General features: G+C 64.1%; 16 protein-coding genes and 2 pseudogenes. 12 read left to right on the plus strand and 6 right to left on the minus strand.

The genetic code is table 11. The annotated features are described in order from the left end of the window. The first annotated feature begins 350 nt into the window (after nucleotides 1–350). Genes NDO75_RS12255 through NDO75_RS12285 form a run of 7 tightly spaced genes read left to right on the plus strand, consistent with a single transcriptional unit; the run spans nucleotide 351 to nucleotide 8166 of the window. A complete protein-coding gene (locus NDO75_RS12255; protein ID WP_310906593.1) occupies nucleotides 351–1493 on the plus strand; it encodes a glycosyltransferase in 1143 nt (380 codons plus the stop codon). Nucleotides 1494–1539: 46 nt separating this feature from the next. Continuing rightward, nucleotides 1540–2691 carry a glycosyltransferase gene (locus NDO75_RS12260; RefSeq protein WP_310906595.1) on the plus strand — a complete coding sequence of 384 codons (1152 nt, stop codon included), beginning with the start codon at nucleotides 1540–1542 and terminating at the stop codon, nucleotides 2689–2691. Continuing rightward, the gene (locus NDO75_RS12265) at nucleotides 2688–3665 is read left to right on the plus strand and encodes a hypothetical protein (RefSeq protein ID WP_310906597.1); all 978 of its coding nucleotides are present in this window, start codon (nucleotides 2688–2690) and stop codon (nucleotides 3663–3665) included. Before NDO75_RS12260 ends, NDO75_RS12265 begins: the two co-directional genes overlap by 4 nt. Before the next feature lie 3 nt (nucleotides 3666–3668). Further along, a complete protein-coding gene (locus NDO75_RS12270; RefSeq protein WP_310906598.1) occupies nucleotides 3669–4622 on the plus strand; it encodes a hydrolase in 954 nt (317 codons plus the stop codon). After that, nucleotides 4619–5575 carry a sulfatase-like hydrolase/transferase gene (locus NDO75_RS12275; protein ID WP_310906599.1) on the plus strand — a complete coding sequence of 319 codons (957 nt, stop codon included), beginning with the start codon at nucleotides 4619–4621 and terminating at the stop codon, nucleotides 5573–5575. Before NDO75_RS12270 ends, NDO75_RS12275 begins: the two co-directional genes overlap by 4 nt. A gap of 5 nt (nucleotides 5576–5580) precedes the next feature. Then, entirely contained in the window at nucleotides 5581–6699 is a 1119-nt protein-coding gene (locus NDO75_RS12280) for a sulfatase-like hydrolase/transferase (RefSeq protein WP_310906600.1), read from the plus strand. A 3-nt stretch (nucleotides 6700–6702) separates the two neighbouring features. Further along, complete coding sequence (locus NDO75_RS12285) at nucleotides 6703–8166, plus strand: lipopolysaccharide biosynthesis protein (RefSeq protein WP_310906602.1); 1464 nt, start codon at nucleotides 6703–6705, stop codon at nucleotides 8164–8166. Between the two features lie 109 nt (nucleotides 8167–8275). On the opposite strand, the pseudogene NDO75_RS12290 reads toward NDO75_RS12285, so the two are convergent. After that, nucleotides 8276–8371 (minus strand): annotated as a pseudogene (locus tag NDO75_RS12290) (glycosyltransferase family 2 protein); the annotation flags it as partial. 224 nt (nucleotides 8372–8595) lie between these two features. On the opposite strand from NDO75_RS12290, the gene NDO75_RS12295 reads away from it, so the two are divergent. After that, nucleotides 8596–11493, plus strand: a complete 2898-nt coding sequence (locus tag NDO75_RS12295) for an oligosaccharyl transferase, archaeosortase A system-associated (RefSeq protein WP_310906604.1) — start codon at nucleotides 8596–8598, stop codon at nucleotides 11491–11493. Nucleotides 11494–11676: 183 nt separating this feature from the next. Here NDO75_RS12295 and NDO75_RS12300 read toward each other — a convergent pair. Further along, nucleotides 11677–12074, minus strand: a pseudogene (locus NDO75_RS12300) (hypothetical protein); the annotation flags it as partial. 207 nt (nucleotides 12075–12281) lie between these two features. Between NDO75_RS12300 and NDO75_RS12305 the strand changes: the two are divergent. Further along, entirely contained in the window at nucleotides 12282–12545 is a 264-nt protein-coding gene (locus NDO75_RS12305) for a hypothetical protein (protein ID WP_310906606.1), read from the plus strand. A gap of 175 nt (nucleotides 12546–12720) precedes the next feature. Here NDO75_RS12305 and NDO75_RS12310 read toward each other — a convergent pair whose 3' ends face one another. Continuing rightward, nucleotides 12721–13035 (minus strand): hypothetical protein, encoded by a 315-nt coding sequence (locus NDO75_RS12310; RefSeq protein ID WP_310906607.1) that lies wholly within the window; start codon nucleotides 13033–13035, stop codon nucleotides 12721–12723. Between the two features lie 289 nt (nucleotides 13036–13324). Between NDO75_RS12310 and NDO75_RS12315 the strand changes: the two genes are divergently transcribed. Both NDO75_RS12315 and NDO75_RS12320 read left to right on the plus strand, forming a co-directional pair. Then, nucleotides 13325–13657: a hypothetical protein gene (locus tag NDO75_RS12315; protein ID WP_310906608.1), complete on the plus strand. Its 333-nt coding sequence runs from the start codon at nucleotides 13325–13327 to the stop codon at nucleotides 13655–13657. Between the two features lie 333 nt (nucleotides 13658–13990). Beyond that, the gene (locus tag NDO75_RS12320) at nucleotides 13991–14167 is read left to right on the plus strand and encodes a hypothetical protein (protein ID WP_310906610.1); all 177 of its coding nucleotides are present in this window, start codon (nucleotides 13991–13993) and stop codon (nucleotides 14165–14167) included. 85 nt (nucleotides 14168–14252) lie between these two features. Here the strand turns inward: NDO75_RS12320 and NDO75_RS12325 are convergent, their stop codons facing one another. Next, nucleotides 14253–14450 carry a hypothetical protein gene (locus tag NDO75_RS12325; RefSeq protein ID WP_310906611.1) on the minus strand — a complete coding sequence of 66 codons (198 nt, stop codon included), beginning with the start codon at nucleotides 14448–14450 and terminating at the stop codon, nucleotides 14253–14255. Between the two features lie 1256 nt (nucleotides 14451–15706). On the opposite strand from NDO75_RS12325, the gene NDO75_RS12330 reads away from it, so the two are divergent. Then, on the plus strand, nucleotides 15707–15841 hold the full coding sequence (locus NDO75_RS12330) for a hypothetical protein (protein WP_310906612.1): 135 nt from the start codon (nucleotides 15707–15709) through the stop codon (nucleotides 15839–15841). A 97-nt stretch (nucleotides 15842–15938) separates the two neighbouring features. On the opposite strand, the gene NDO75_RS12335 is transcribed toward NDO75_RS12330, so the two are convergent. Then, a complete protein-coding gene (locus tag NDO75_RS12335) occupies nucleotides 15939–18011 on the minus strand; it encodes a hypothetical protein (protein WP_310906613.1) in 2073 nt (690 codons plus the stop codon). A gap of 278 nt (nucleotides 18012–18289) precedes the next feature. Further along, complete coding sequence (locus NDO75_RS12340; protein WP_310906615.1) at nucleotides 18290–18538, minus strand: hypothetical protein; 249 nt, start codon at nucleotides 18536–18538, stop codon at nucleotides 18290–18292. Nucleotides 18539–18561 lie beyond the last annotated feature (23 nt).

An 18561-nucleotide genomic window follows, 5' to 3' on the forward strand; every position in this document is an offset into this window, starting at 1 on the left:
TGGACAGCCGAGCGACGGGCTCAGTTGCAACGGGAACTCACTACACGGTCCCCCTCGATGAGCCCGACATCGCCATACAGGCCACAGGCCCCGTCTCCTGATCCAGATCCAGAGCGGCGTATTTGTGAGCAGAGAACACGGGGGTGCTCGAATCGGGCAGACACGCAAGCGGTCCGACCGCAGAGATTGCTTACAGATGGGGACCTGTAGCTTTCCGACCACCACTCCACCGGCCCGCCACACGACCAGCATGCCACGCCGAACCGACGACTCTCATACAGAACGTCGGCCCTAAGAGGGCCATCCGTGGACGAAGAAGTTTATTAGCCACCGCTCACAATCCCTCGCGCATGAATATGCTTGCCATAGCAGCCGTCGTGCTTTTTGTGGTGACGGCGACGCCCTATGTCTGCTATCTCCTACTGTATGCATGGCTTCGACCGGTAGGATCGCCAGCGGACAAGGAACCTGCCGAACCCACCGTCAGTATCGTGCTCCCGACATACAACGAGGCACAGATCGTCGAGACGAAACTCGACGACCTACTCGCACTCGACTATCCGATGGAGAAGGTCGAACTCGTTGTCGTTGATTCCTCGACTGACGAGACGCGGGCGATTATCCGGGACTACTTCGCGGATCGTGACGCGCCAGAGCTCGTGCTGTTAGAAGAAGACGAACGGCGTGGGCTCGCCCCGGCGCTCAACGACGCTTACGCCGCGGCGTCGAACGAGATGGTCGTGAAAACCGACTGTGACTCGAAACTCGCGCCAGATGTTCTCCGCGAAGCCGCCGCGAACCTGGCGGACGACGAGGTCGCGGCCGTTACGGGACAACACGTTGAGGTGCTCGGCGGAAGCGAGGTTGAAGCCGGCTACCGCGGCATCCAGAGCCACATCCAGCAGTTGGAGTCCCACCTCGACTCGACGCTCATCTTTCACGGCCCGTTTTCCGCATTTGAGACGGACGCACTGCTGCCGATCGACCCGAACTCACTGGCCGATGACACGGAGCTCGCACTGAAGATTCGGCGGCAGGGCGACCGTGTGATCTTCGACCCTGCCGTGGAGTATATGGAAGCCTCCCACTCCGCGTTCGGCAAGCGCCGCCTCCAAAAGGACCGCAGGGGAATGGGGCTAATTCGGCTACTCGTCCAGCACCACGACGCCCTTGGGAAGTACGGCAGGTACGGACGGGTCGTCTTACCATTTAATTGGTGGTTCATGGTGATCTCGCCCTGGCTGGTTGCGCTCAACGTACTGGCGATGACCGCGGCTGCCGTATCGATTGCTGGCCTGGCCGGATTCAGTGTGCCGGTCGCCCTTGCTGGCGTCATCTGGCTCGGCCAACAAGACCTGCTCGGCCCCCTGCAGGCGGTCTATGCCGTCTTCGATTCACAGGTGTCGCTCCTCCACGCCGCAATCGAACTCCTGCGCGGCGAGGGGGACGGGACGTGGGAGGTTGATGAGGAGCTGCGAGAGGTGTTCGAATGAATCGCAGTAAAATACTGTCAGCAAAAGCGAAACGGGGGAGCGGAGTATGAGTGATCGCTCGATCGCCATTGCCCATGGCAACTATCTCGAACGTGGGGGCGCGGAGTCGCTCTCGGACGAACTCGCCCGGACGTTCGATGCGCCGCTGTACTTCGGGTTCGGCGACACTGAACACGTCTCTGATGATGTCGACGCTCGAAGCCTCTATGAGAGCTCCCTGTTCTCGGGGATCAAACGGTCGGTGTTTCTCCGCGACCTCTATTACGCGTGGAACGCCCAGCAGATCCCGGAACTGACCGAGTATGACGTCGTCATTCTGTCGAAAAACGAGTTGAGTTGGTACGTCCCGGAAGACGAACAGGTGGTCATCCACTACACCCATAGCACGCCGCGGGTCCCCTATGACTTGTTCCAGCAGCGGGCGAATTCACTCTCCTCTCGACTGTACGCGTTCGTCGCCCGAACGATGTTCTTGCCTAACACGAAGTTCCCTGATCGGTTTGTGGCGAACAGCGAACTCGTCGCACGACGACTGCAGCGGTACTGGGGGGTCCCCGAGGAGAAGGTCGAGGTCGTCTACCCGCCCGTGAACGTCGAGCAGTACGAGCCCCGCGAAACAGAGGACTACTATCTCACTTACTCGCGGCTCATTCCCGAGAAGCGCATCGACATGATCGTTCGCGCGTTCGACGGACTTGACGCTAGGCTCGTCGTCGGCGGAGCGGGCGACCAGCGCAAGAAACTCGAACGGCTCGCACCTGACAACGTTGAGTTCGTTGGCTATATGTCCGAATCAGAGAAGCGCCGGCGGCTCGGTGAGGCGAAGGCCGTCCTCTTCAACGCGATGAACGAGGACTTCGGCATCATCCCGGTTGAGGCGTTCGCCAGCGGGACGCCCGTGCTCGGCGTCGAAGAGGGTTACACCAAGTACCAGATCCTTGACGGCGAGAACGGACTGCTCCATGACCCGGACCCCACGAACATTCGCGCGTCAGTCGAACGCTTCGAGCGTGAGGGCGTCGACTGGTCCACCGACGAGATCGCGACGTTCGCCGAGCGATTTAGCGCCGATCAGTTCAGAACGAGGATGCGGGCGATCGTCGAGGAGGCGGTCGCTGAAGCCGAAATCGCCCCGCACGAGGAAACCGACACACAGAAGACAGCTCTGGCCTCGAATAGGGGTGTGACTCAGCGATGAGCCTCCAGCAGTGGGCCGAGAACGCCAGGGATCGGTTCGAGCGCGACGGCCCGGCGATGGGTGTCTATGGCGCAGTGCAGGAACTCTGGCAGGGCGGCCTCGGCGTCCTCGGTCGGCACGTCTACAACTACGGCACGCACGTCTTCGAAGAAGAATGGGATATCCTGCTGGTCCTCGATACCTGTCGGCCCGACGTACTCGCAGAGGTTGCCGATGAGTACGAGTTTCTGGCCGACTACGACCCTGAGCGAGACGCACTCAACTCCGTCGGCTCTCGATCACCGGAATGGATCGGGAAGACGTTCGACCCCGACTCGATCGCCGGTCCCGAACTCGCCGATACGGCGTATGTCAGTGCGAACCCCCACACTCGGGATATTCCGGACCCCGACGCGCTCGCGGTCGTCGACGAGCTTTGGAAGTACGGCTGGAGCTACGATCATGGGACGGTCCGGCCAGAGACGGTCGTAGATCGGGCCATCGACGTGCATCGGTCGGGGGATCACGATCGCCTCATCGTCCACTTCATGCAACCGCACTCTCCGTACCGGTCGTTGGTGGAAGAACACCCCGACTGGTTCAGCCTCTCGGTCGGGATGGACAACCCCGAAGATACGCCGGAGTTCGTCCTCTGGGAGCGCCTCCGGACTGGGCGGGTCTCCCGCGAGGAACTGTGGGAGGCCTACCGCGACAATCTTCGGTGGGTACTTGACAGTCTCGAGCTTTTGCTCGACAACGTTGAGGCCGACGATGTCGTCATCACCAGCGACCACGGCGAGGCGTTCGGCGAGTGGTGGTACTACGGCCACAGTAGCACGGCCCCGATTCCCGTCCTCAAGCGCGTCCCATGGGCGACCACCACCGCCACTGACCGCGAGACCTACGAACCAGAGCTAACGCCCGACGAGAACGAGAACAGGGATCCGACATCGGATGAAGTAAACGAGCGACTGCGGACACTCGGCTATATATAAACCATGACACTGCAAGACTGGGTCGACGAATCGAAGGACCGTATTGATGAACACGGCCTCCTCAATGGGGGGCAAGGCGCCGCCAAGGCGTTCTGGGAGGGTGCGCTATGTCGCGTCGGCCGCCGCTGGAACTACGGAACCTCTGTCTTCGAGTATGACTGGGACGTCCTGATCGTCCTCGATACCTGTCGGCCTGATGTGCTTGAAGAGGTTGCTGACGAGTACGACTACCTGCCTCGAGACGTTCCCTCCCAGACGTCTATCGGGTCGGCCTCCATCGAATGGGTCAAGAAGAACTTCACGAACGACGAGTACGCAGCCGAGCACGCCGAGACGGCGTACGTGACTGCAAACCTCTTCTCCGAGCATATCGATCCTGACGACCTCGCACTGCTTGATGAAGTGTGGCGCTACGGGTGGAACGATGACGATTGTACGACGCCGCCGGAAGTCGTCGCGGACCGCGCCATTGATGTCATGCGCGAGCATGACCCCGAGAGGCTGGTCGTCCACTTGATGCAACCACACGCGCCGTATCGCTCGATGCTCGAACAGTTCCCTGAGTGGCGCGTCCAACCAGGACCCGGCGAGGACGATCCCTCACACCCAGCCAAAGCGATGTGGGAAGACCTCAGACATGGCGTTATCTCACGAGAGGAAATCTGGCAGGCCTACCGCGACAACCTCTGCTGGGTGCTCGACGACGGTGTCGATTTGATGCTGAACAACATGGACGCCGACGACGTAATCCTCACCGCTGACCACGGCGAGGCGTTCGGCGAATGGGGCGTTTACGCCCACCCACCGTACTGTCCAGTGCCGATCCTCAAGGAGGTCCCGTGGGTCCACACGAGCGCAAGCGACAGCGGCGAGTACGTACCGGAGGTCGAACCCAACGACACCGCGCTTGCTAACGACGAGGTCGAAGACCGACTCGAGGCCCTCGGCTACAGATGACGTTCCGCGACTGGGTCGTGGAGTCGAAGGGCAAGGTCGAGGCGTACGGCCTCCGTAAGGGGACTCGCACGGCCGCGTTTGACTTCTGGGGCGGGGCGGCTCGCCGGTTCTGTCACACCCTTAGTCTCGATGATAGTGGCACGCCAATCTATGAGCGCGACTGGGACGTGCTGGTTCTGCTCGATACGTGTCGCGTGGACGCGCTCGAAAGCGTGAGCGCTGAGTACGAGTTCCTGCCGAGTTCGGTCCCGGCGTTCACCTCGCTGGGGTCGACATCGTGGGAGTGGATGCACGACAACTTTACTGCCGAGTACCGCGACGAAATGGCCCAGACGGCGTACGTGACGGCCAACCCCCATACGCGGCGCTTCGGCGATGAGTTTCCGATGCCACCTGACGCGTTCGGCCTCCTTGACGAGGTCTGGAAATACGAGTGGGACGACGAATTCAGCGGAAATCCGCCACGGCCGGTGACCGACCGGGCAATAGATGTGATGCGCAAGCGCGACCCCGAGCGACTCATCGTCCACTACATGCAACCCCACGCGCCGTACCCCGCCCTCGGAGAGTACGCGCCGGAGGCGGCCCGCCTACTGGCGGGTGACGATGACAGGGCGGTCTGGGACCTGCTCCAGTCTGGTGACCTCTCTCGGGCGGACGCATGGAGTGCTTATGTAGAGAATCTCCGATGGGTGCTCAACGAGATCAACCTCTTGCTCGCGAACATGGACGCCGATACGCTCGTGGTATCGAGCGACCACGGCGAGGCGTTCGGTGAGTGGGGGCTGTATGGTCACTATCGGCACGTCCCAATCCCCGTTCTCAAGCAGGTGCCGTGGGTCGAACTGTCGGCCACTGATTTGGGTGAGTACGACCCCACAGTCGAGCCACAGGATGTCCATGTAACTGAAGATGACGTTGAACAGCGCTTAAGCGCGCTTGGCTACAAATAATCCCAATGACTGATACAACGCTTCTGGTGACGGTCGATTCGCTGCGGTACGACCACTACCAGTATATGACTGCTACGCGGGAGTTCCTTGGCGACACACATCCCGCGACGTTTGCAACGAACACAGCGACGCCCTCCTGTTTCCAGTCGATCATCGGTGGGATCTACCCTGGCGAGGCCGGCGTCGACGCAGACTCGCATGTCGCGGTCGAACACGACGCGCCGTACAAGTACGGCATCTCGACCAACCGCTTCCTCTCGCCGCGGTACGGCTACGACCGTGGGTTCGACGGATTCACCGCGCCCGGCCGTGAGGATAAAGGACTGAAGGACAGGGTTGCCGAGCACATGACGCCCCAAAGCACGTTGTTCGGCATCGCCTCACGCGTCTGGAACGTGGTTCAGTCGGTCCAACAGCGAGTGGCGTCAGTCGACCGAGACTACCGGCCTGCGGCCGACGTGATCGATGAGTTCCTTGACGCCACCGAGGATCGCGATGCGTGGTTCGGCTGGCTCCACTTCATGGAACCCCACCACCCGTACAATCCAGACGACGGCCCTGTCTCACGCGGCGAGGCCCAGCAGATCACACGCCGCGTGCTCAACGGGCGTGCGAGCGAGCGCGACACCAAACTCGCCCGCGAACTCTACCGTGGCGAGGTTGAGGAACTCGACGACCGACTCACACGACTTTGGGACGCAATCCCCGACGAGACGCGGGTGCTGTTCGTGGCTGATCACGGCGAACTCCTCGGTGAGTACGACGAATGGGGCCACCACGCCACTATGTGTCCGGAACTCCTCCGCCTTCCGCTGGCGACCCGGAACATACCGGTCGACAGTGACGTGATCAGCCTTGTGGACGTCCCGACGCTGTTACTCGGCGAAGAGTACAACCGCGGCTCGGTCGGACGGGCGACGGCCTATGCAGCCTCAAACGGGAACCACGCCGCGATGAACCGCGCCCATATGGCGACCGACGCCGGCGTGGTGACTCTCGACGGGGATCCGGCCGAAGACGACGACCTCATGGCAGCCAAGGCGGAATTCGAGCAGGGAGCAGCCAGACCAGTGACGAAAGACGAACTCCCCCACGACGACCTCGAGGCACTCGGCTATCTCTGAGCGATGAGCACGGCTGACCTCGACATCGGCAGGGAGGCGCTCGTCTCAGTCGCCGCGAAGTTTACCATGTCGGCGTTCGGCTTCGTCGGCGTGATCATCTTTGCGCGAGTGCTGGGCAACGCCGGCGTCGGCCGGTACTATACTGCACTCGCCATCGCACTGATGCTCGTCCGGGTCTCGGCGGGCCTCGGAAAAGCCATCAAAAAGCGTGTCAGTGAGGTCGATACTGACCCTGCAGAGTATATCGGGCTCGGGCTTGCCGCCCACATCACCTACGTCGGCATCGTCACGACCGTCTTCGTCGCGTTCGCCCCACTGCTGCCTGTTCGAGGGATCACGGCTGACGATGTGCTCGGCATCGTCCTCGTGTTCAGCACGGTTGGCTCGTTCCAGATCCTTAACCGCTTCCACGCCGGTATTGGCTTCCCTGGCCGGTCGTTCTGGCTTGACACAGTGCGGAGCGTAGTGACCCTCCTCTTCCAAGTCGGGCTGCTCATAATCGGGTTGGAGGCGTTTGGCATCCTGCTCGGACTCGCGCTGGCAAGTGCCGTCACGGCCATCGTGGTGGCCGTCGTCAGCGGTGTTCGGCCCGCGCTTCCGTCTCGAGAAACCGTTGCCGACACCGGAAAATTCGCCCGCTGGAGTATCCCCACGTCGGTGGTCAACGACCTCTACAAGCGGTTGGATCCGATCCTTATCTGGCTGTTTGTCGGTACCGGTGCAGTCGGGTTCTACGAGACTGCCCTTCGACTGGTCCTCCCCGCCTCCCAGTTAACCGCCAGTATCAGTAACCCACTTCAGGTCAAGGTAAGTGGTCGGTCGTCGCTCGGGGAAGATGTGCGTGAGGACGTGGCCAACGCTATGTCTTATGCTGGGCTGCTCGCCATTCCGATGTTCTTCGGTGCACTTGCACTTCCGGACGTGCTGATGCGCACCTTCTTCGGGGCGGAGTTCGGTGCTGGTGGGCACGCGCTCGTCGGTATCGCGTTGTTTCACGTAGTCTACGTCTACGAGATTCCACTCGAATCGGCAATTAGCGGGACTGATCGACCGGAACTCACGTTCCGGGTGACCATCCTTGGACTGGCAGTCTACGTCCCGCTGGCGCTCGTCCTCGGCCAGCAGTATGGCTTGCTCGGCGTCATCGGAGCGACACTGCTCGCGGAAGTCGTCATGTTCTTGGCCTACCAATACCTCTGCCGGTCCGTGTTTGGCGGCGTTATCCTCCCAACGCCGGTGATATCTCAGACCGTCAGCGGGCTGGCGATGTTCGGTGTTATTTTACAAGCCAGAGATGCCGTGGTGCTCAGCCACTGGGCACCGGTGGTCGGGCTGATCACGCTGGGAGCCGCGGTCTACTTCGTGGTCCTCACGGCCGCGAGTTCTCACTTCCGGCTTACAGTGGGACATGTGCTGGGGCCAGTGTATGAGCAAGTACTCGCACAGGGAAAGCGGTCCGACGGCTAGCCCGATGCTTTCTGCCGCCTTAGTCGACGAGTTCGTGTTTGAACAGGTCGATGACCGGTCAAGGACTGGTGTTCTGACCCTGCGTTGATAGCAAGTTGTCCCTTCTCCCGCTGAAAAATACGTTCCGCCGGAAGGAGAGGGTCGGTCCGTGGGTGGTGCGCAACTCCCCCATATGCTCGCCTATGCCGCGTTCGTTACAGCCGACGAACACCGATCGGTGGCTCGCCTCGAGGGAGATGATCACCAGTGGCGATCCGAGATCGCTCGACGAAAGAGGACTCCGCACACCGAAGTACCCGTGACAGCATGGGGAAGCGTGCTGCCAGTAATGGAAGAGAAGCTTAGCCCGGTCACGCGGTGGAACCCTTGTCGACACGGCGAGGCAGGAAGTCAAAAGGCTTATTCTTGGGTTGGGGTTGGTATTTGCTAATGAGTACTGACACCGAACACGTCGAGGAGGGAACATCAACGTCCGTCCTCGCGTCGGTCCGCGACTGGTATCACCTCCCTGTCCTCGGGGCGGTGATGCTGTTCATGGTCTGGGTACGCACCCAGTCGTATAGCCGGTTCGTGACAGAGGACGGCGCGCCTGCGCTGGCGGGCATCGACTCGTGGTATCACTGGCGGACGATCAACTGGACGGCCGAAAACTATCCCCATACGATGCCCTACGAGGTCTGGACGGGGTTCCCGACGGGCACCTACGTCGGCCAGTTCGGCACCCTCTACGACCAACTGATCGTCACGGCGGCCATGATCGTCGGCCTCGGCGATCCGTCGCAACAGACCCTGTACGCGGTCGCCCTCCTCTCGATTCCCGTGATGGCCGCGCTCACCGCGGTCCCCGTCTTCTACGCGGGCCGCCGCCTCGGCGGCACGCTCGGTGGCCTCGTTGCCGTCGTCGTTCTCGCGCTCGCGAAGGGGCAGTTCCTCGCGCGCTCGACGGTCGGCCAACTCGACCACCACACCGGCGAGGTGCTCTTCATGGCGGTCGCCGTCCTCGCGATGATGGTCGCCGTCACCGTCGGCGAACGCGAGAAGCCGATCTACGAACTCGTCGCCGCGAAGGATTGGCCCGCGCTCCGCACGCCGGCGATCTACAGCGCCCTCGCGGGCGTCGCACTCACGCTTTATCTCTGGATCTGGCCGGCCGGCGTGCTTCTGGTCGGCATCTTCGGCGTCTACTTCGCCATCCAGCTCACTCTCGATTATGTCCGCGGCGTCTCGCCGGACCACATCGCCTTCGTCGGCGCAGTCAGCATGGGCGTCACCGCGCTCCTGACGGCGCTGCTGATCGAACAGACCGGGATCCGCGTCACGAGCTTCAGTTTCCTCCAGCCGCTGACCGCCCTCCTCGTCGGCGTCGGCTGTGTGTTCATGGCCTGGCTCGCCCGCGCGTGGAACGACCGTGACCTCGAGCGCCGCTACTACCCCGCCGCGATCGTCGGCATCGCAGCCGCCGGCCTGCTCGTCATGTGGGTCGCGCTGCCCAGCCTCTACAGTACGTTCGTCGGGAACCTCACGAGCCGCCTCATTCCGCTCAACCCAAGCACGGGGACGCTCACCATCGTCGAGGCCCAGCCGCCCGACGACTTCTTCAACCGTGTCTTCCAGGAGTTCGGCAGCGCGTTCTACGCGATGCTCGCCGGGCTCGCCTTCCTCGCGATCCGCCCGCTGTTCGGCCGGAAATTCCGTGCCGAGCACACCCTCGTGATCGTCTGGGCGCTGTTCCTCATCAGCATGGCCGCGACGCAGGTGCGGTTCATGTACTACCTGCTGCTGGCGGTCGCGATCGTCAGCGCGGCGTTCGTCGCCGAACTCGTCCAGTTGTTCAATCTTGACCTCGAGCGCAGCCTCACCTCGCTCCGCGAGCTCGAGACCTACCAGGTGATCGTCATCGTGCTCGTGGTGTTGCTCATCTTCGCGCCGCTGCTGCCGCCGCTCGCCTCCGCCACCGCCTGGCAGCAGGGCAAAGCCACAGGGCCCCAGAGTGATTCGATCACGTGGGAGGGGTCGAACGCGTGGCTCGCGGCGAACACGCCCGCACCGGGCAACTACGGCGGCGCGGACAACGCCGACCAGCTCGATTACTACGGCACCTACACGCCCGGTGACGGCGACTACGACTACCCCGAGGGGGCCTACGGCGTCATGTCGTGGTGGGACTACGGCCACCTGATAACGACCCAGGCCGAGCGGATCCCGCACTCGAACCCGTTCCAGCAGAACGCGCGGTCCTCGGCGGCCTTTTTCACCGCCGAATCCGAGGAGCGCGGCGAACTGATCATGGAGGGGATCGCCGCGGGCCAGCCCGTCGCGGGCCGTTCGACGGACGAACTCCGGCAGGCGGTCTCCGACAATGAGTCCGACGAGCCGATCAAGTACGTGATGATCGACTACGCGATGGCCGGCGGGAAGTTCGGCGCGATCACGCAGTGGACCGGGCCCGGTTACGGCCACTACGTGACGCCAGAGGACTACACCGGCGGGCCGATCAACGCCAGCGAGCTCGGTCAGGTCTACGGCGACCTGCCGTACGACGACACGATGCTCTCGAAGCTGTACTTCCAGGATACCAGCAACATGGAACACTACCGGCTCGTCCACGAGGGCGCCGACGCCGGGACGGCCACCTACGTCAGCTACGCGCAGGTCGACAACAACGGGCAGGTCGTCCACCTGGGTCCGGACAACCAGCCCGTCCCGGCCGGCCAGGGCCGTCCCGCCGTGGCCGTCAACCAGCGGATGAACCCCCAGCGGGTCGCACAGATCCAGAATCATCCGAACTACCAGGTCTTCGACGTCAAGCAAGCCGCCGCCGTGAAGACGTTCGAACGCGTCGCGGGCGCGACGCTCACCGGCAGCGCCGACGACGTCTCTGATACGGAGAACGCCACGGTCGCGGCTCGGGTCGAACTCGAGACGGCATCGGGTCGTACCTTCAACTACACCCAGCGGACGGATCTCGCCGACGACGGGAGCTTCGAGCTGACGGTCCCGTACGCGACCAACGACGAGCTTACCGTCGACGACGGCTACACCAACAGCAGCGTCGAGGCGACCGGCAACTACACGGTCAACGTCATCGCGCCCGCGGATGGCAGTCTCAGCCAGTACCGCGGTGAGACGGCCGTGCCAGAGCCCGCGGTGATGAACGGTGAGACGGTGGACGTCTCGCTCTCCGAAGTCGAGAACCCGTCGGGCAACGAGTCGGCCGGCAACGAAAGCAGCGGTGAGACGAGCGAGGGGAACTCGACTGATAGCGGCACCGGCGACGGGACCACGGCGAACGCCGTCACACCCGTCGCGGCCGAGCCGGCGCGCTAACCCCACGTCGCTCCAGGTCCGGTTCGATCAGAGCGCATTTCCCGTTCTCGAGTCGGCCAGCATCTCTCTGTGTTCGCGCCCGCCGCCTCGCGTCTATCCCCTCCCGTTCGGTCCAGTCGGTGAGCGGCGAATCAGTAACCGTGATCCAGCTCGATACCAGTGTGTGCATTCTCGCACTCACGATTAGCGGACGGAGCCGAGACTGCGGGCGGCGTCGGCCGAAACGCGGATATCCCGCTCCCGGAGTCGGACCCCACCGTCGGCGACGTCGTCGATCAGGTCGGCCAGCGCTTCGAGAGAGGCGCGATTGCGCTCCTCGCGCACGGCCAGCGTCGCTGTCCCCTCGTGGTCGACGGCGCGGTTCTCGAGATAGGCGTAGACGAAGGTCTCCCGAACGATGTCCGGTGCATCCGCGAGAGAGGCCGGCAACACGAGTCGTCGCTCGGTCTTCGGCCTGACCGGCGCGCCCACCACTGCGAGCACGCGCCCCAGGTCGTCCCGTCCTCCGTCGGCCATGCCTCGGCGGCCCGGCCGTTGCGGTTGCCGACCACGTCGTACTCAACGCCGGCCAACTCAAGTGCGGCGGCGGGTTCGCCTGCCTCACCCTCGGCCGCGGGGCCGCGCTCGCCCGCTCTGTGCCGGAGCTCGAGCGCGGTACGCGGTGCTGTCTTGCCCGTTTGTCGCATTGCCCCACCGCCGGCGACGGCGGCTCACGCACCACCGGAGCCGTCATGTCACACAGCCTGCCGGTGTGTAGCTTTATCGTCGCCCGTGTCCTATGCTACCACATGGCGAGCGACACGCTCGTGTACAGCGCCCTGGTGCTCAGCATGGCGGTCGGAGCCGTCATCGTCGTGGGCGGCATCTTCGCCCAGAACGGGATCGGGACGATCGCGGCGGTCGGCAGCGTGTTCATCCTCGTGAGCGTCGGCGGGCTGGCGTATCTCGCGGCGGAGACCGAGCCCGACGCCGAGCCCGAGCCCGTCTCCACCACCGCGACGGAGCCGTCAACTGACGACGCGGGACCCGGCCACGGCGGCAAAATCAGCTGAGCGGCCGGTCGCGCCGGGGCCGAGCGCGGCCGGCAGCCACGCGCAGGCGCACCGCCGGCCACGGCGGCGAGCCGTGCGGCCAGCGCCCCGCGGGACGCCCGATTCCGTCCGTGTGTACGGCTAGCGTCGTGTTCCCTCGTGGTCGCCGTTGCAGTGACCACAGAGCGGTCGCTGTTTAGACATCGAGATCCGAGGCCGCGAGGAATTCCTGCCCCCACTCGCGGAGCGCGTCCCGCCGCAGGGCGACCCAGCCACCGAAACAGAGCCAGAGGAGGCCCAGATACAGCCACAGGCCGGGATCCGTGAGGTCGCTTCCGACGGGCGTGAGCCGGAGGGAACTGAGCGACGGCACGGCGACAGTGTCCGTCTCGTTCAGCGCGAGCGCGGGCCACCACTGGGCCAGCCACGGGAGGACGACGTTGGTGATCAGGAGGTGCGGGCCGACGACGGCGAGGGCGGTTTCGACCGTCAGTCGGCGGTCGGACGACATCAGTAGGCGGATTTCTCCTAATCACTTTAATTCTGTCGGCCAGTGTGACTGTGATCAATCGAAACTAATTGGCTCGGGACGTCGTCCCGCTGCGCGGGGTCGATCCGCACGCTCTCGTGCACGTCTGGGACCACCTCTCCCAACGGCTGCCAGAATTGGCGTGTTGGACCCAGAGGTGGGAGTAACATGCGCTCCGGTATACGCAGAATGAGTAGAGCGGGGAGCTTCAGAAGCCTGGGTGTGATGTCTCTCCCCGATAATTATAGTGGTCCATACTATTCACCCGGCTATGAGTCAACAAGAGGGGCCAGACTGGCGGGACGACTTTTTAGATGCCGCCGAGCACCGCCGCCTGATGAACGAGCTGCTGGTTGCTATCTTCCTCCCCGCCGCGGTCAGCTTTGTCGCATGCTGGGTCGTCGTTCGGCTCTATCTCGACGCGTTCCTTCGCTCGCTTGGCTTGCCGCAGCTGGAGGCCCACCCGCTGCCGTTTGTCGCCCTCGAGAGTGGCGGCGGCCGCTATCTCCTCCTCGTCGTCGCGGGAACGGTCGTCGTCTGTGGCTATCTCGGCCTCTATCTCCGCTACCTCCGGCCCTCGCTGAAAGCACGCGGGGTCGTCTAACCCCGCCTGGATTTCGTGGGTCGTCGTCGTGGCTGCTGCACGTTCTGTCTTCAGTACGGCACACCCACCAGCACTGGCAGTTGATTGACGAACTGTGTTCGGTTCGTCCACGGAGTTCTCGCAGGCGATCGGGTTCCATCTCACACGCCGAAAAAGCGGTCCGCCGCCTATCACGGGGAGCGCCGACGATCGCCCCTCGCATCACCGCGCGACCGTGGCCCGGACCGCGCAGACCGGCCCGCCGGTGGCGCCGGACGCGCCCGTGTGACACGTCGGCGTGACCTTACTCGTCGAGTACGAGGTCGGACGCGGTGAGGTGGGCGTGCCTCACGCGTGGGCCGGCGCCGGGGATCACGTCAACGCTCGCTAGGCTCCCGTCGTGTCGAATCTTCGGACGACGTCTTCCTGCACTCCGCGGCGGCGATCGCGAACAACGAGCACGCCACCGCAGAGGGCGACGTCGCGGAACGCGAGGAGGTCGAAGTCGAGCCCCGCGCCGCATCGTCGTGACCCGCTTTCTGGTCGACGCCGCCGCGCGAGAGCGCCAGGGTCGCGGCCGAGTACGGTCGATCGGGTGGCAGTCGCCCGTCATCGATCAGCCGCTGGCTGGCCGCAGTTCCTCGCTCCCAAAGACGGTCTGTGCATCGAGGACCCGTAGGCTGGACTCCTCGCAGTCACAGCCGGTATTGGGACTGATCGAAACGGCGTCCGCTCCGGGCGCTATCCACGCGGTACAGATCGTCGCACACTCATCACAGACCGCCACCGCCTTTTCCCGTTCGTCACTGGTCATAGTTGGTGATCTCTCCCCAACGCCGGTGATCGGCTTCGGGGTGTTTCTCTACGGGCCGGATGAATATTGAAACCGCGAGACTGTGCGCTCAGGCTAGAAAGAATCAAGCGGAGTTTTCGTGACTTTTCGCCGTGTTCAGCCGGCCATACAGTCTTACGGATCGCCTAAGCGGTGTGCTCGAATCCACAAAGTCGTGTTATGCGTGGCTCTGGTCGCCTGTTCGAGGGGGTTCCTGCCATCTGAACAGGGACGGTCTCTCCCGCTCTCATTCGACCTCCGAACGGGAGCTCGATGATCGCCAGGGTTGTCGCATTCGTCATACGGAAGCGGAGGTTCGCGCCGGCTGCTGTGTTTTCTCCCGCCGAATCGAAGCCGAGAGGGCGCGCGACGGGGAACCGCTCGAGAATCAGTCAGCGCTCGCGCTGAACTGCTCGGGGCTCACCGCTCGATCGTGCACGCCCCGAGCGTCGACCTGCCGCTGCTCTCTGTCGGCTACGGATACCGGTCACTGACAGCCAGCACCTGTCTCTGAGGGGTGAAGCGATCCACCTGGTGAGAGTCACAGTGTCAGTACCGTTCTCGACTACGGTGTCTGAGCGCTGGCTGCAGCTGCCTCTCCGTCGTCCGACTGGCGACAGACAGAGACGCCACGCCGACTCCTGCAGCGACGACCGTCTCGTCTGACGATGCAAGTCCGACTATCGACGGCGACGGCCTCACCAGCGCCTCAAGTGGCCCGTTGCAAACCACCGCAAACGCGGACCGTCCGCCAGCTGCATCCGTCGCGTCACGGACGGAGTTCGAGCATCGACCAGCTACGACGCCACTCGACTCGCGTGCTGTCCGTAGTGCCCGCGCTGCGGGCGAACCCGCGACTAGGCCTGCGCTCTCCACCCGTGGGTTGAGGCGGGCGCCCTCCGCCTGACCCCGACCGAACTACGCACCGCGTCACGGAAGAGGGCGATGATGAGCATGACATCAGGAAGTAGGGACCATCGACCGATCATCACGACTCCTAGTATAAATGCCACGGCGTGTCGCAGCCCGTGAATCCGGGCAGGGCAGTTACCAGACCCCGATACGTCTGTCCGGCAAACGGCGGTCAGTGATCGTGACGCGACCGCCTCGAGCAGGCAGATCGCCACCGACTCCAACCGCAGCTGCGGCCGCGACCCCGACGCTCGTTCATTCATATTTATTCGTATATGTAAGTATACGATAATTTTATTACCATCGGCGACAACCGTTGGAATGTCATGGACGCGAAAGACAGCATGAAGGATTACCTCGCACAGCACCCCCGAATGATCGGCGCCCTGTTCACCCTGTTCGTCCTGCTCAGTCAGGCCGGCTCGGTGGCCGCGGGCACCACGTCGCAGATCGGTCCGTAACGTCGCTTCGAAGAACCAGTTGAGCACGCCCGTTCGTCTTCTTCGCCGTCGAGTACACAGCCGGCACCGCCGAGTCAGCGCATCGATCGGGACGGTGTCAGTCGAGAGACATCGAGCCGATGCCGTCGTTCCAGCGCAGGTCGCCGTCGACGAGCACCGGCAGCTCGGTCCACGTGAGATACTCCCGGAGCGAGTCGCGGTCGACTTCCGAAAACGGCGTCGTACCGGGACTGAGATGGCGATCGTCGACCGTCTCGAGCGTGGAGGCCGTCGCCGTCCCGAGTCTGAACTCCTTGGTCGAGTACGACCGGATGGCGAACTCGAGGTCGTCGCCGGCGCGGTCGAGGTCGATGATCGCCGGCGCGCCGCCGTCGGACTGGGCGATGTCCGCCGAGCCGTCGCCGACGACGAGGTACTGCTCGCCGAGGCCCGCGTTCGTCCGGGCGATCTCGAGCGCGCCCCGGAGCGGGAAGCCGCGGTTGAGGAGTCGGGCCATGGTCTCGCCGGCCGTGACGGCGTGATCGTTAATGACGTCGGCGTAGGTGCTGACGCCGCCGAACGCGCCGCGGCGGGTGAGCGCGAGCCCCTGTTCGTAGGACCGACAGGCGTTGAGGAAGAAGACGCCCACGTCGACCGACTCGAGGGTGCGAACGTCGAGCTCGCCGTCGGGACACTGGAGGCCGTCCGCGGTCGCGTGGCCGATGTAGTGGACGAAGTCGTAGCCGCCGTCGGCCAGCAGGTCGGCGAGGCGCTCCGTGCTGACGCCGAACTCCGAGCGGATCTCGAAGGGCAGCAGTTCTCGGTTGCCGTAGGTCTCGTCGAGGAGGTCGTGTTCGTCGATCATGCGCACGTCGTTGCAGACGAGCAGGATCTCGATCGACTCCCCCGGCTCCCGATGGGCGAGCTGGTTGCGGTACGCCTCGACCGTCGCCTTGGAGGCCTGCTGGGGGATGCCATCGCCGAACCAGGCGTGTTCGACGGCCTCGTCGGTGACCGCCGGCACGACGAACCGCGACTCGTCCGGGCTCGACGACATCGACCGGGTCGTGGTCGCCGCCCGAACTAGCCCCGCGCTGGCCGTCTCCGGCTGGGGGACGGCGTCCGGCGACCGCCCGCGGGCGGCGCGGACGATCCCGAGTTCGTTGACGATGAACGGCAGCAGTTCGACGGTCGCCGGCTCGGCCGGCACGTGGGCGGTCAGCGGCCACCGCGGGACGTACGGCTCGAGCGTCTCGTAGGGGACGTCGAGATACCGCTCGAGGCGCTGGGCCAGCGGCCGGTCGTACGTCGCCGCGAGGTCGAACGGCAGGTCGCTCTCTAGCGAGGTCCGCTCGAGGAGGTCGTACTGGAAGACGCCCTCCGTGCGCGTCAGACAGTCCAGGAGGAACACCCGTTTCAGGAGGGTGGCGACGGCGTCTTCGAACGTGCGATCGGTCGCGAGCGGGCGGTCGAACCGCGGCGTCTCCAGTCTCGGCTCGTCTCCGAGCCGGATCGCGGCGCCCAGAAAAAACGCGAGCGGGGCGGCCTGGAACAGCGCCGCGTGCTCTCGCGGGACGGTGAGCGTGATGTCACCCTCCGGCGGCGCGACGGCGTCGGGAATCTCGAGGCGGTCGCCGAGTTCGATCAGCGGCGGGTGGCCGCGCAGCGTCGGCCACGTCCGCTCGGGTGAGGTCGTTTTGAGGGCCGAGGGGAGCGCGGCGACGGCGGCCGCCAGCGACTCGAGGTCCGGCGGCGTGGTGATCGTCCCCGCCGGCCGGTCGTGGGGCGACCGCGCGCCGAGGTCGATCGTCGTCGCCTGCTCGGTCGTGATCCGGATCGACGTCATTCCGATATCGATCGTCCCCGGCGCGTCGATTCGGCAGTAGAGCTTGATCGGGCCGCTCAGGCCGACGAACTGGGGGCGGTCGGCGAGCCGCGTCGTCTCGCCCGCGTCGAAGTTCGCCTCCGTGCGCCCGGTCTCGTCGTGGACGGTGACGGAGTACAGCTGATTGAACGCGAGGCTATCGGTCTCGAGCCGGCAGGTCCGATCGACCGGGAACCCGAACGCCTCCGGCTCGACGGCGTCGACCGACGCCGACCCCGGCGTCTCGATGTGGAGGCGACGCTGCTCGATCGAGTCGGACACCTCGAGCCCGGCCGGGGCGGTCGTCTCCGTGAACGAAATCGTCATGGCTCGTTCCGTTGCTACCCCACCTATTCGGGCGCACGATCAAAAAGGATTGTATCGGCCGCAATGGATCGATGTCGTCGAAAATCGGGCTATACAGGCCGATGAGAGGGGCGGACTCACTGCGCTGTCGCTGCAAGCTGTGGCGACGCCGTAGTAAGCCTCCGCGACCACCGGAGTCGGCAACCACTGCATCTCGCCCGCTTTAACGAGTGCAGCGCCCTTCGAGAACGCATCCGGCTCCTCCGCCATCAGGTCGAAGAGATACGAGGAATCGATAATCATTCACGCGCCCCTTCGCTTTCGAAGGCGCTGCGGGCGGTATCGAGACGGTCGCGGTCACCCCCGCGCAGACGGTTCACCGCCTCCTTTGCGTCCTCGGTTTCCTCCTCGGTCAGTAGACCGGCGACGTCGCTCGGGTGCGGGCCGCGCGTCATCCGACACAGCGTCTCCTCCATCGTCTCGTCGCTCTTCTTGTGGGCGGTGAGCCATTCGAGGTACTCCTCCGAGACTCGAATGGTTTTGACCATGCGATATATTGGGATATATGGGA

Origin of the sequence: Natrinema sp. 1APR25-10V2 (assembly GCF_031626495.1) — an archaeon.
Lineage (GTDB): Archaea > Halobacteriota > Halobacteria > Halobacteriales > Natrialbaceae > Natrinema.